General features: G+C 69.1%; 8 protein-coding genes. 6 read left to right on the top strand and 2 right to left on the bottom strand.

The features are described 5' to 3' along the window. Positions 1–19 precede the first annotated feature (19 nt). A complete protein-coding gene (locus tag ACWDYJ_RS00590; protein WP_451563226.1) occupies positions 20–2,602 on the bottom strand; it encodes a transglycosylase domain-containing protein in 2,583 nt (860 codons plus the stop codon). A 271-nt stretch (positions 2,603–2,873) separates the two neighbouring features. On the opposite strand from ACWDYJ_RS00590, the gene ACWDYJ_RS00585 reads away from it, so the two are divergent. From ACWDYJ_RS00585 to ACWDYJ_RS00575, 3 genes are all read left to right on the top strand, one after another. Next, positions 2,874–3,476, top strand: a complete 603-nt coding sequence (locus ACWDYJ_RS00585; RefSeq protein WP_451563225.1) for a helix-turn-helix transcriptional regulator — start codon at positions 2,874–2,876, stop codon at positions 3,474–3,476. 50 nt (positions 3,477–3,526) lie between these two features. Then, positions 3,527–4,609, top strand: a complete 1,083-nt coding sequence (locus ACWDYJ_RS00580) for an inositol-3-phosphate synthase (RefSeq protein ID WP_451563224.1) — start codon at positions 3,527–3,529, stop codon at positions 4,607–4,609. 105 nt (positions 4,610–4,714) lie between these two features. Beyond that, positions 4,715–5,971, top strand: a complete 1,257-nt coding sequence (locus tag ACWDYJ_RS00575) for an MFS transporter (RefSeq protein WP_451563223.1) — start codon at positions 4,715–4,717, stop codon at positions 5,969–5,971. 86 nt (positions 5,972–6,057) lie between these two features. Here the strand turns inward: ACWDYJ_RS00575 and ACWDYJ_RS00570 are convergent, their stop codons facing one another. Continuing rightward, positions 6,058–7,533, bottom strand: coding sequence for a CCA tRNA nucleotidyltransferase (locus ACWDYJ_RS00570; protein WP_451563222.1), 1,476 nt, complete (start codon positions 7,531–7,533; stop codon positions 6,058–6,060). Positions 7,534–7,718: 185 nt separating this feature from the next. Here ACWDYJ_RS00570 and ACWDYJ_RS00565 point away from each other — a divergent pair, with 185 nt between their 5' ends. The 3 genes from ACWDYJ_RS00565 to ACWDYJ_RS00555 all read left to right on the top strand — a co-directional run bounded on the left by ACWDYJ_RS00565 (position 7,719) and on the right by ACWDYJ_RS00555 (position 14,055). After that, on the top strand, positions 7,719–9,986 hold the full coding sequence (locus tag ACWDYJ_RS00565; protein ID WP_451563221.1) for a DUF6049 family protein: 2,268 nt from the start codon (positions 7,719–7,721) through the stop codon (positions 9,984–9,986). Positions 9,987–10,032: 46 nt separating this feature from the next. Next, a complete protein-coding gene (gene murJ, locus ACWDYJ_RS00560) occupies positions 10,033–12,210 on the top strand; it encodes a murein biosynthesis integral membrane protein MurJ (RefSeq protein ID WP_451563220.1) in 2,178 nt (725 codons plus the stop codon). 117 nt (positions 12,211–12,327) lie between these two features. Further along, a complete protein-coding gene (locus ACWDYJ_RS00555) occupies positions 12,328–14,055 on the top strand; it encodes a protein kinase family protein (RefSeq protein ID WP_451563219.1) in 1,728 nt (575 codons plus the stop codon). Positions 14,056–14,070 lie beyond the last annotated feature (15 nt).

Below are 14,070 nucleotides of genomic sequence, written 5' to 3'. Positions count from 1 at the left end.
ATGTGAGGTGGAGGCCGGATCAGCCGGAGGTGCCCATCGTGGTTCCCCAGCTGGTCACGCCGCCTGGGCGGCCCGGCTTGTCTTCCGAACTGGAGGGGGAGGGCGATCCGCTGGATCCGCCGGTGGGGTCGCCCGTGGTCCCGCCGCTGTCGGTGCCGCCGGAGGCCTCCGGGTCGCAGTACAGCTGCCACGGCTTGCAAGGCCGCTTGTCACCGCTCTGGGAGGGGGAGGGGGACACCGGGGGCCGGGAACTCGACGGCGGGGCCGACGGCTCGAAGGAGGGTGACGCGGGCGCCGGGGGCGGAGGAGTGGGAGCGCCGGCGGCGTCCGCGATGACGCCGATGGGCTCGGGCTCCGGGAAGTTCTTCTCCGGGGTGCCCTTGAGCGCCTCGCGCATGTACTCGGTCCAGATCACCGCGGGGATGTCACCACCGTGGATGGAGTCGACTCCGCCGACGCGGTTCATCGACATCAACTCCTTGCTCTTGGAGTTGGGGTCGCTGCGGAAAAGCGTGACGGAGGTGGACAACTCCGGGGTGTAGCCGACGAACCAGGCCGACTTGTTCTGGTCGGTCGTACCGGTCTTGCCCGCGGCGGGCCGGCCCAGCTTCTTCGCCTTGGTACCGGTGCCGTTCTCGACGACGTTCCGCAGGACCTTGGTGATGTTGTCGGCGACGGCGCTGTCCATGGCCCGGGCGGCCTTGGGGGGCTTGAAGCCCTCCACGTCCACGCCGTTCTTCTGGACGCCGAGCACGGAGAAGGGCTCGTAGTGGGTGCCGGAGGCGGCGAAGGTCGCGTACGAGTTGGCCATGCGGATGGCACTGGGGGTCGAGGTGCCCAGCGCGAAGGAGGCGTTGTTGTCCTGGTTCATCGACTCGTCGAGGATTCCGGTGGACCTCGCGACCTCGCGGACCTTGGCATGGCCCACGTCGAAGACGAGCTGGGCGAACGGAACGTTGATCGACTGTCGCATCGCCTCGTCGAGGGTCACATAGCCGAAGGGCTCGGGGCTCTCGTTCTTCTGCTGGAAGGGCTTGCCCTTGTGCATCAGCGGCTGACCCTGCCGGTTGTTGATCACCGTGAGGTCGTTGGCCATGTACTTGCTGTCGACCGAGATGCCCGCGCCCTTGGAGTTCTGGGTGCCGTACTGCATGGCCGCCGCCAGCACGTACGGCTTCCACGTCGAGCCCACCTGGACGCCGGAGGTGTTGGCGTTGTTCGTGAAGTGCTTGTGGTCCATGCCGGGACCCCCGTACAGGGCCACGATCGCTCCGGACTTCACATCCACGGAGGCCGCGCCGAACTGCACGAAGGTGTCGTACTCGGGCCGCTTCTTCTCGTCGAGGAAGTCGTTGCGGGTCTCTTCCACCGCCTTGACCATGGCCTCCACCTTGTCCTTCTGGAAGGTGGTCCTGATCGTGTAGCCGCCGAGCGCCATCTTCTCCACGCTGATATCCGCGTTCTTCATGACGTACTGCTTGGCCACATCGACGAGGTAGCCGGTCTGGCCGGACAGGCCGCGGGCCTGCGCGGAGTCGATGCGCGCGGGGAACTCCTTGTACTGGTCGCGCTCGGACTGCGTCATCCGGCCCACCTCGACCTCGCGGTCGAGCACCCAGGCCCAGCGCGCCCGGGCCCGCTTCTCGTTGGCCTCCGGGGTGGCCGCGGCGCCGACGCCGCCGTCCGGGTTGTACAGGTTGGGGCCCTTGAGCACGGATGCGAGGAAGGCACTCTCGGACGGGTTGAGCTCCTTGGCGTCCTTGCCGAAGTAGGCGCGGGCGGCGGCCTGGATGCCGTACGCGTCGCGGCCGTAGTAGGCCGTGTTCAGATAGCCCGCGAGGACCTTGTCCTTCTCTTCCGACACACCCAGCTTGATCGAGATGAAGAGCTCGGTGACCTTCCGCTTGAGGGTCTGCTCGGAGTCCAGGTACATGTTCTTCACGTACTGCTGGGTGATCGTCGAGCCGCCCTGCGTGGAGCCGCCGGTGGCCATGTTCACCACGGCACGGGCGATACCCATCGGGTCGACGCCCTTGTCCGTCTCGAAGGACTCGTTCTCCGCCGCGATCACGGCGTTCCGCATGGAGAGGGGAATCTGGTCGATGGGCACGATCTGCCGGTTGGCCGCGCCGCCGGTCGCGACCATGTGGGTGCCGTCGTGCCACTGGTAGACGTTGTTCTGCGCCTTGGCGGCCTTGTTCTCGTCCGGTGTGCCCACGCTGGCGATGCCGATGCCGGCGCCAGCCGTGATGACGGCGAAGAAGCCGAGAGCCGTGCCGCCGACCAGCTTCCACGACGGCACGAAACGCTTCCAGCCGTCCTTGTCCGCCCGCGGGTAGTTGATGAGCCGCTCGCCGCCCTTGCCGCCCCTGCCCGCCCTGCCGGCCGCGCGACCTCGGCCCGCGGATCCTCGCTGGGCGGCCCGGCGGGCATCGGCACGGCTGCCGCGGCCGGTCTGTTCTGCGTACGGTCCGCTGGGTGAGGCGGTGGGGACGTCCCGTCCCTGTCCGGCACCCCGGCCGGAGCGCTGCTGCGCGGCCCGGCGGGACGCGGCTCGGCCGCCCGCCTGGGGCTGCTGCTGTTTGCGGCGGTGCTCGCTCATCGAACGACTACTCCTCGGGCAGGCGAGTGGCCTGGAAGCGGCAGGTGAATTCCGGTTCCCCCGTTGTCTTGCCGCACAGACTACGCACGGTCAAAACCCAACCAGTGCCGAAGTTCACCCCAAATCAGGCAACCTGCGTGCTGCAAATTGGTGATGTGACACCGGTCACCACGTCACCCCTTGTCACTGAGGGCGACCCGTTCTATCGTCTGGATGTATCGAGTCGATACATCAGCTCGGCATAAACTCAGAGGCAGAGGGAGGCAGGCGGATGAGCAGGCGCTCCGGCATCCTCGAGTTCGCCGTCCTCGGCCTGCTTCGCGAATCCCCCATGCACGGTTACGAGCTCCGCAAGCGGCTCAACACCTCACTTGGGGTCTTCAGGGCGTTCAGCTACGGGACTCTCTATCCCTGCCTCAAGACGCTGGTCGCCAACGGCTGGTTGATCGAAGAGCCGGGCAGCGCCCCGGAAGACGCTCTCGCCGCTTCACTCGCAGGGCGCCGCGCCAAGATCGTCTACCGGTTGACGGCCGCGGGTAAGGAGCACTTCGAAGAGCTCCTCTCCCACACCGGCCCCGACACCTGGGAGGACGAGTCCTTCGCCGCCCGGTTCGCCTTCTTCGGTCAAACCGAACGGGAAGTGCGGATGCGAGTGCTGGAGGGACGCCGCAGCCGGCTCGAGGAGCGCCTGGAGAAGATGCGCGCCTCGCTCGTACGTACGCGGGAGCGCCTCGACGACTACACGCTCGAGCTGCAACGACACGGCATGGAATCCGTGGAGCGTGAAGTGCGCTGGCTGAACGAGCTCATCGAGAGCGAGCGGGCGGGACGGGATCAGAGACGGTCCGGCCCGTCCGACGAAACTGCAAAGTGAGGCCTGCATCTCGCAGGCCTCGTTCCGAGAACAAACAGGGAGCAACCGGAATGGGTTCGGTTCGCGTAGCCATCGTCGGCGTGGGCAACTGCGCCGCCTCGCTGGTGCAGGGCGTCGAGTACTACAAGGACGCCGACCCGGCGGCCAAGGTCCCCGGTCTGATGCACGTCCAGTTCGGCGACTACCACGTGCGTGACATCGAGTTCGTCGCCGCATTCGACGTAGACGCGAAGAAGGTCGGCCTCGACCTTTCGGACGCCATCGGCGCCAGCGAGAACAACACCATCAAGATCTGTGACGTCCCGAACGCGGGTGTGACCGTGCAGCGCGGCCACACCCTGGACGGCCTGGGCAAGTACTACCGCATGACGATCGAGGAGTCCGCCGAGGCTCCGGTCGACGTGGTCCAGATCCTCAAGGACCGCCAGGTCGACGTTCTGATCTGCTACCTGCCCGTCGGCTCCGAGGCGGCGGCGAAGTTCTACGCCCAGTGCGCCCTCGACGCCAAGGTCGCGTTCGTCAACGCCCTCCCGGTCTTCATCGCCGGCACCAAGGAGTGGGCGGACAAGTTCACCGAGGCCGGTGTCCCGATCGTCGGCGACGACATCAAGTCGCAGGTCGGCGCCACCATCACGCACCGCGTGATGGCGAAGCTGTTCGAGGACCGCGGTGTCCGTCTTGAGCGCACCATGCAGCTCAACGTCGGCGGCAACATGGACTTCAAGAACATGCTGGAGCGTGACCGTCTGGAGTCGAAGAAGATCTCCAAGACGCAGGCCGTCACCTCGCAGATCCCCGACCGTGATCTCGGCGAGAACAACGTCCACATCGGCCCGTCCGACTACGTCGCCTGGCTCGACGACCGCAAGTGGGCCTACGTCCGCCTCGAGGGCCGCGCGTTCGGCGATGTCCCGCTGAACCTCGAGTACAAGCTCGAGGTGTGGGACTCCCCGAACTCGGCCGGTGTCATCATCGACGCCCTGCGCGCCGCGAAGATCGCCAAGGACCGCGGCATCGGTGGCCCGATCCTGTCGGCCTCGAGCTACTTCATGAAGTCCCCGCCGGTGCAGTACTTCGACGACGAGGCGTACGCCAACGTCGAGAAGTTCATCAAGGGCGAGGTCGACCGCTAGTCGAACCCAAAGGGTCCTCCGGACACCTGGTCTTCGACTGATCTTCCGCCGAGGGTCCCCGGGCAATCTGTCCGGGGACCCTCGGCGTATGTGACTCTTGCCCTCATGCCTGTCGTACGTGATCTGCGCGTACTCCTGCGCCTGAGGGATTTCCGCAAACTGCTCGCCGTACGGCTGCTCTCCCAGGCCGCCGACGGTGTCTACCAGGTGGCGCTGGCCACCTACGTGGTCTTCTCCCCGGAGAAACAGACCTCGCCCGCGGCCATCGCCTCGGCCATGGCGGTACTGCTGCTGCCCTATTCGGCGATCGGGCCCTTCGCCGGGGTGCTGCTGGACCGGTGGCGCCGCCGCCAGGTCTTCCTCTACGGCAACCTGCTGCGGGCCTTCCTGGCCTGTGTCACCGGAATGCTGATCGTCACGCAGGTCCCCGACTGGCTGTTCTACGCCTCGGCCCTGTCCGTGACCGCGGTCAACCGCTTCGTGCTGGCCGGACTCGCCGCCTCGCTGCCCCGCGTCGTCGGCCCCGACGAGCTGGTCACCGCGAACGCCCTCTCGCCCACCGCCGGCACCCTGGCCGCGACCGCCGGCGGAGGCCTGGCCTTCCTCGTCCGGCTGCTGGCAGACGACGCCGACGCCCTGGTCGTCCTGCTCGGTGCCGGGCTCTACCTGTGCGCGGCCCTCGTCTCCCTGAGCCTGGCCATCGGCCTCCTCGGCCCCGACCACCCTGCCGGGCGGCCGCATCCGTCCGTCATCGAAGGCGTGGCCCTCACCCTGCGGGGCATGACCGAAGGTCTCAAACACCTGATGGACCGGCGCGAGGCGGCCCGGGCGCTCACCGCGATGACCCTGATGCGGTTCTGCTACGGGGCCCTGACCGTCACCCTGCTGATGCTCTGCCGCTACGCCTGGTCGGACAACGAATCCGACGGTATGGCCCTGCTGGGCCTCGCGATCGGGGTCTCCGGCGCCGGATTCTTCGCGGCCGCCGTGGTCACACCCTGGATGGTGGGCCGTCTGGGGACTCTCGGCTGGATCGCCTCGTGTGCGGCCGGCGCCGCGGTCCTCGTACCGGCACTGGGTCTGTTCTTCGAACCCGGACCGATGCTCGTCGCCGCGTTCGTCCTCGGCCTCGCCACGCAAGGCGCCAAGATTTCCACCGACACGGTCGTGCAGTCCCGGGTCGACGACGCGTTCCGGGGGAGGGTCTTCTCCCTCTACGACGTGCTGTTCAACGTCGCGTTCGTCGGGGCGGCCGCAGTGGCGTCCCTCATGCTGCCCCCCGACGGGCGGTCGATCACGCTGATCGTGAGTGTGTCCCTGCTCTACGCCGGCACCGCAGCGCTCATCGCACGCCGGGGGTGATGTTTCACGTGAAACATCACCCCCGGGCCGATCGATGCGATCGGGCGCATCGATGTTTCACGTGAAACATCGAAGCGGAGCGGACGTCAGGCCCGTGTGGCCTGGGCTGCCCACCACTCCTTGAGGGCCGCCACCGCCGCGTCGTGGCCCATCGGCCCGTTCTCCAGCCGAAGCTCCAGCAGGAAGGCATAGGCCTTGCCCACCATCGGGCCGGGGCCGATCTCCAGGACCTGCTGGATGTCGTTGCCGTCCAGGTCGGGCCGGATCGCGTCCAGCTCCTCCTGCTCCTGGAGCTGCGCGATGCGCTCCTCCAGCCCGTCGTACGTACGGGACAGTGCGCCGGCCTTGCGCTTGTTGCGCGTGGTGCAGTCGGACCGGGTCAGCTTGTGCAGCCGGTCCAGCAGCGGACCGGCGTCGCGGACGTAGCGCCGCACCGCGGAGTCGGTCCACTCGCCGTCCCCGTACCCGTGGAAACGCAGGTGGAGTTCCACCAGCCGGGACACGTCCTTGATCATGTCGTTGGAGTACTTCAGCGCGGTCATGCGCTTCTTGGTCATCTTCGCGCCCACCACCTCGTGGTGGTGGAAGGAGACACGGCCGTCGCTCTCGAAGCGGCGGGTGCGGGGCTTGCCGATGTCGTGCAGCAAGGCGGCCAGCCGCAGCACCAGGTCCGGGCCGTCCTCCTCCAGCGCGATCGCCTGCTCCAGGACGATCAGCGAGTGGTCGTAGACGTCCTTGTGCCGGTGGTGCTCGTCGCTCTCCAGCCGCAACGCCGGCAGTTCCGGCAGGATCCGGTCCGCCAGACCGGTGTCCACGAGCAGGCCCAGGCCCTTGCGGGGGTGCGCGGAGAGGATCAGCTTGTTCAGCTCCGCCTGCACCCGCTCCGCCGAGACGATCTCGATCCGGTCGGACATCGCCTTCATGGCCGAAACGACCTCCGGGGCGACCTCGAAGTCCAGCTGCGCGGCGAACCGGGCAGCCCGCAGCATGCGCAGCGGGTCGTCGGAGAAGGACTCCTCGGGGGTGCCGGGGGTCCTCAGCACACCGGCGGCCAGATCCTCCAGACCACCGTGCGGATCGATGAACTCCTGCTCGGGAAGGGCCAGGGCCATGGCGTTGACCGTGAAGTCACGCCGGACCAGGTCCTCCTCGATGGAGTCGCCGTAGGAGACCTCGGGCTTGCGAGAGGTGCGGTCGTACGCCTCCGAGCGGTACGTCGTCACCTCGATCTGGAAGCTCCGTTCGGCACCTTCGACGCGGGCGCCCTTCTGGGCCCCGACGGTGCCGAAGGCGATTCCGACGTCCCATACCGAATCTGCCCACGGCCGGATGATCTTCAGAACCTCCTCGGGACGGGCGTCCGTGGTGAAGTCGAGGTCGTTGCCGAGACGCCCGAGCAGCGCGTCGCGGACCGACCCGCCGACCAGAGCGAGGCGGAAGCCGGCCTCCTGGAATCGGCGGCCGAGCTCGTCGGCGACAGGGGCGACCCGCAGCAGTTCACTGACCGCGCGGCGCTGCACCTGACTCAGGGCACTGGGGTTGTCTTCATTGGCGTTCGGCACAACAGAAAAGGGTACGTGCCCCGCCCGGCATGGGCTTCCTCGTTTTGCGCCGACCCCGGCACACGGTTCCCGCGGAGCCGCCCCGATCATGTGGAGCAAGGCGCGGCACTCGCGCACAGCGCGCCTCGTTACCATGCGTGGACGCACAACCGACGACCATGACACTTCGAGGGACGGGCGAGCGCGTGGCCGAGGCTCCAGACATCCAGGGGGCAGCTCCCGCCCCTGCCCGGCGCCGCCGGCTGCGGCGGGCAGTGATCGTCCTTGCCGGGACGCCGGTGCTGGCCGCCCTGGTCTACGCCCCCGCCCCGCCGGCCCAGGCGGCCGAAGTCTCCGAGGCCGCCGTCGATGTACAGCTGAACGATGTGGTCCCCAGCGCTCCGGTCAAGAGCGACACGCTCACCATCTCGGGGACCGTGGTCAACAACGGCAAAGAGACGATCAAGGGCGCCCACGTCGGACTGCGCGTCGGGCCCATGGCGGGGGACCGGTCGGCCATCGACGAGGTCGCGAACCGCAAGGGCTTCCGGCCGGGTGCGGACCCGGGGGAGATCGACGCCTCTTACGCGGTGAAGATCGACTCGCTCCCCTCCAAGGGCGGCCAGGACTTCACGATCAAGGTCCCCGTCAACAAGCTCGACCTGGGCGCGGACGGGGTCTACCAGCTCGGGGTCTCGCTTTCCGGGGTGACTGACAGCCGCCCGAACGAGCAGGTCCTCGGCATCGAGCGCACCTTCCTGCCCTGGCAGCCGGAGGCAGCCGCCAAGCGGTCCTCGCTCACGTACGTGTGGCCGCTGATCTCGACCACCCGTGTCACGGCGGAGACCGGCTCGGACGAGTTGCAGACCCCGGTCTTCCTCGACGACTCCCTCGCCGACGAGCTGGCGCCGGGCGGCCGCCTGGAACGGATGGTCGCGCTCGGCAAGGACCTGCCCATCACCTGGGTCATCGACCCGGACCTGCTGGCCACCGTCGACTCCATGACCAAGGGCTACCGCGTCCGCAGCCCCGATCCCGGCGGCAAGCCGGTCCAGGGCAGGAACAAGGCCGTCGCCGAGCAGTGGCTGAGCGACCTGGAGAAGGCCGTCCAGGGCAAGAAGGTCGTCGCGCTGCCCTTCGCCGACCCCGACATCGCCTCCCTCGCCCATCGCGGCAAGGACGTCTCGGGCACCCTGGGCCAGCTGCGGCCCGCCACCGACAAGGCGAAGAAGGCCGTCGAGACGGTCCTGCACGTGAACGCGAGCACCGACTTCTCGTGGCCGGTGGACGGCGCCATCGACCCTTCGATCGTCAACGTCGCCACCTCGGCCGGCGCGCACAACGTCCTGACGCGCAGCGACAGCCTCCAGGAGACCGGCACGCTGGGCTACACCCCGTCGGCGGCCCGGCCCATCGGTGCGGGCACCACCGCGGTGGTCGCCGACGCCGAGCTCTCCACGGCCTTCGAGGGCGACATGGTCGGCGCCGGGAATTCCACGCTCGCCGTCCAGCAGTTCCTCGCCCACAGCCTCGCGCTCAACCTGCACCACACCGACGACCAGCGCAGCTACGTGGTCGCGCCGCAGCGGATGCCCACCACCAGCCAGGTGGACACGATGGCGCGCGCCCTGCGCGGGCTCCAGGCCTCCCGCTGGACCCAGCCCGCCGACCTCGAGGTGGCCGCTGCCGCCAAGCCCGACCCCGGCGCCGCCACCCAGGTACCGGGCGCGGGCCAGTACCCCGAAGACCTGGGCAAGCAGGAACTGCCGGTGTCGGCGTTCGAGAAGATCCGCACCACGCAGAACACCCTCGACCACTTCAAGGTGATCCTCACGGCGCCGGACCGCGTCGAGATCCCCTTCGGCAACACCACCAACCGGGAGATGTCCACGTCGTGGCGCGGCCGCCCCGATGAGGCCCGCCGCTACCGGGACCAGGTCCAGGAGTACCTGATCGGCCTCACCGAGAAGGTCAAGGTCATCCCCAAGTCCGACGCCACCTTGTCCGGGCACAGCGCGACCATCCCGGTCAGCGTCCAGAACAGCCTCGTCCAGGACGTCCACCACCTCGTGCTGCGGGTGAAGTCGGCCAACCCCACCCGCCTGATGTTCGGTGAGGCGGAACAGGAAGTCACCGTTCGGGGCGGGCACAGCCAGACGGTGAAATTCACCGCCAACGCCACCGCGAGCGGACCGGTCGAGGTCACCGTGCGGCTCTTCACGAAGGACGGAGTGCCCTACGGCAAGGAACGCACCTTCACCGTGGAGGCCACCGAGATCACCCCCACCGTCATGCTCGTGATCGCTGGTGGTGTACTTCTCCTCGTCCTGGCTGGCATCAAGATGTACGCGAGCCGCAAGCGCGTCGCGGCGCGCGCTGCCTCCGAGGAGAGCACGCAGCAGAGTGACGAGTCCCCGGACACCGGACCGCAAAGCACCGAGGGGTCCGGAACGGGTGAGACAGTGGACCGTTGAGCGATGCCGTGGCCGGTCGGCCTGGGGACGATGAGGTGGGGTTGCGATGAACGCGCCGTACGACGGTGACCGCGCGCAGGGCACTGGTGGGCCGGCGCCCTCCCAGGGCACTGCCACGGGCGCTCCGGTGCCCGGGCAGGGTCCGGCGCCGACGCCCGCACCCGATCACGACCCGTATGTCCAGGAAGCGTACGACTACGACCCGTACCGCTCCCAGGATCTGTCGGCTCAGGATCCCGTCGCCGAAGTCCTCTACGACCGGGCGTCCCACCCTCCGCCGCCGCCGGGCACCTTCCAGGAGCCGGGCCCGCTCTACGCCGCCCCGCAAGCGCCCTCGCACGGCCCCGACCCGCACGTCTGGGCGCAAACCCCGCCGCCCGAGCCTGACGGGCCCTCGCGCCACCTGCCCTACGGCGACCACGCCACCACCACGCAGTTCGTCGGCGTGGACGCGCTCGTCACCAAAGCCGCGGACGAGGAGCCGGAGCCCGACGCCTTCGCGCACCTCTACAGGGACCAGCAGGCGGCCCCCCGCACCCCGGCCGAGGACGCTCCCGTCGCCGCACCCGCACCGGCCAAGCCCGCCGGGCGGGCCTCCAGCCTGCTCAAGTCGAGCGCCCTGATGGCGGCCGGCACGATCGTCTCGCGCCTCACCGGTTTCGGTCGCACCCTGGTGGTCGCCGGCGCCATCGGTGTCACCACCCTCAACGACACCTACCAGGTCGCCAACACCCTGCCCACGATGATCTACGTGCTGGTGGGCGGCGGCGCCCTCAACGCGGTCTTCATCCCGCAGCTGGTCCGCGCGATGAAGAACGACGAGGACGGCGGAGAGGCGTACGCCAACCGGCTGCTGACCCTCGTCGTGGTCCTGCTGGGCGCGGTCACCACCATCTGCGTCCTCGCGGCCCCGCTGTTCATCGGCATGATGTCGCAGAAGATCGCCGACGATCCGCAGCGGCTCGAGGTCGCCGTCGCCTTCGCCCAGTACTGCCTGCCCACGATGTTCTTCATGGGCGTCCATGTGGTCCTCGGTCAGATCCTCAACGCACGCGGCAGGTTCGGCGCGATGATGTGGACCCCGGTCCTCAACAACATCGTCGTCATCGCCACCTTCAGCGCCTTCATCTGGGCCTTCGGCGGCTTCACCGCCTCCGGCATGGACGAGGCGAGCATCACCCCCGAGGGCGTCCGCCTGCTGGGCCTCGGCACCCTGCTCGGCCTCGTCGTCCAGTCCCTCGCGATGCTGCCCTACCTGCGCGAAGCCGGCTTCAAGCCGCGCCTGCGCTTCGACTGGAAGGGCCAGGGCCTCGGCAAGGCCGCCGGACTGGCCAAGTGGACGTTCTTCTTCGTCCTCGCCAACCAGATCGGCCTCGTCGTCGTCACCCAGCTCGCCACCTGGGCCGGCGACGTCGCCGACAAGCAGGGCCATGGCGGCACCGGTATCACCGGTTACAACTACGCGCTGCTGCTGTGGCAGATGCCGCAGGCCATCATCACCGTCTCCGTCATGACCGCGGTCCTGCCCCGCATTTCCCGCTCGGCGCACGACGGGGACGCCGCGGCCGTACGCGACGACATCTCCTACGGGCTGCGCACCTCGGCCGTCGCGATCGTGCCCTGCGCCTTCGCGTTCCTCGCCCTGGGCGTCCCGATGTCCACCCTGCTCTACGCCGGGTCGGGCGCCGCGGACGCACGGAACATCGGCTTCATCCTGATGGCCTTCGGCCTCGGACTGATCCCGTACTCCGTCCAGTACGTCGTCCTGCGCGGCTTCTACGCCTACGAGGACACCCGGACGCCGTTCTACAACACCGTCATCGTCGCCGCCGTCAACGCCGGTGTCTCCGCCGCCGCGTTCTTCGTCCTCCCCGCGCGCTGGGCCGTCGTCGGCATGGGCGCCGCCTACGGACTCGGCTACGCCGTCGGCGTCGGCGTCGCCTGGCGGCGGCTGAAGAACCGCCTCGGCGGTGACCTCGACGGCGCCCACGTGATGCGCACCTACACGCGTCTGATCGGCGCCTGCATCCCGGCCGCCGCCGTGGCGGGGGCCGCCGCGTACGGGGTCACCCAGTGGCTGGGCAGCGGAGTCACCGGCTCTCTCGCCTCCCTCGTCGCGGGTGTCATCGCCCTGGCCGCGGTGTTCCTCGTCGCCGCCAAGCGGATGCGGATCGAAGAGCTCAACGCCATGGTCGGCATGGTCCGCGGACGCCTGGGGCGCTGATGCGCACAACCGTCAGCCCCCCTCGCGTGTCGTGCATAGCGGCGGACTGTGGGCACAATTGGCATGGCTTCGCAGACTGGCCGACAGCGCGCAACGGATGGGGAGGCGGGGACGACGGTGGCGGAACGTAGCACGGCTGCCGTCGACGTGGCCGACAACAGCGGCGACCAGCCGCTGGCCGCAGATGCGGCCAAGGCCACGGCCGACGGGGTGGACACCCAGAACGGACGAGCCGCGGACGGATCCATGCCCGACAAGGACGGCGAACGCAACAGCACGGCCCCCACGGCCGCACCGGAACTCCACAGCGGCCACAAGCTCGCGAGGCGCTACCGCCTCGAAGAGTGCGTCACCCGTCTGGACGGATTCAGCAGCTGGCGCGCCATGGACGAGAAGCTGCGCCGCGCCGTGGGCGTCCATCTCCTGCCGGCCGACCACCCGAGGGCCCGCTCCGTCCTGGCCGCCGCCCGCTCCTCCGCTCTGCTCGGCGACCCCCGGTTCGTCCAGGTCCTCGACGCGGTGGAGGAGAACGACCTCGTCTACGTCGTCCACGAGTGGCTGCCCGACGCGACCGAACTGACTTCCCTCCTCGCCGCCGGTCCTCTGGAAGCCCACGACGCCTACCAGTTGGTGAGCCAGGTCTCCCAGGCCATGGCCGCCGCGCACCGCGAGGGGCTGGCCCACCTGCGCCTGACGCCCAGCGCGATACTGCGCACGTCCTCGGGCCAGTACCGCATCCGCGGCCTCGCGGTGAACGCCGCCCTGCGCGGCATCACCAGCGAGACGCCGCATCAGGCCGACACCGAGGCCATCGGCGCACTGCTGTACGCCGCCCTCACGCAGCGCTGGCCCTACGAGAACGACGCCTACGGCCTCACCGGCCTGCCCAAGGGCGTCGGCCTGATCGCCCCGGACCAGGTCCGCGCCGGCGTCCACCGGGGCCTCGGGGAACTCGCCATGCGCGCCCTGGCCAACGACGGGGCCACCGCGTCCCGTCAGGAACCCGCCTGCACCACCCCGGAGGAGCTGGCCAAGGCCGTCGCCGCGATGCCCCGCATCCGGCCGCCGGAGCCTGCCTTCACCGCACCCCCGGAGTACCAGCACACCACCTACCAGCAGGGCAGTTACGGGCGGTCCATGGCCCCTGGCGGGCCCACCGCCCAGATCGTTACGCCCGTACCGCCGCCGCCTCCGCTGCAGAGCCCGACCGGCCGGGCCCTCAAGTGGGGCGTCGCCGCCCTGCTGATCGCCGCGCTCGGCCTGGGCAGCTGGCAGCTCGCCGACACCCTCCTGCGTGGCAACCAGAGCAGCAACACCGACACCGACACCAGCCCCGCGCAGCCCAAGACCGACGACACCCCGAAGAAGACCGAGCCCGTCCAGCTGGCCATCAAGCACGCCGAGGAGTACTACCCGGACAGCAGCGCGCAGAATGCCGAAGGCGCCTCGAACAGCCACGACGACGACCCCTCCTCGTACTGGCGGACCAGGTCGTACGAGGACGGGCCGGACATGGGCTCCTACAAGCGGGGCCTCGGCCTCGTCTATGACCTCGGCTCGGAGCGGGAGGTCAAGGCCGCCTCGATAGCGTTCAAATTCGGCGGCGACCACACCACCGCCACGATCTACGCGAGCACCAACATGTCGTCGTCGACGCCGATCAGCGCCATGCAGAAGATCGCCACCGGCACCACCTCCGGCAAGCAGCTCAGCCTTGCCACGGACACCCCGGTCAAGACGCGCTACGTGGTGCTGTGGCTCACCGCCATGCCGAAGTCCGGCCCCTACGAATACAGCGGTGCCGGCTACAAGCAGGCCATCACCGATGTGAAGTTCACCGGCTGACGCACGGCAGGGGAG

This window comes from Streptomyces sp. NPDC003042 (genome assembly GCF_053591315.1).
The sequence above is the reverse complement of the archived record's forward strand: the minus strand, read 5'-3'. Positions and strand labels throughout refer to the sequence as shown.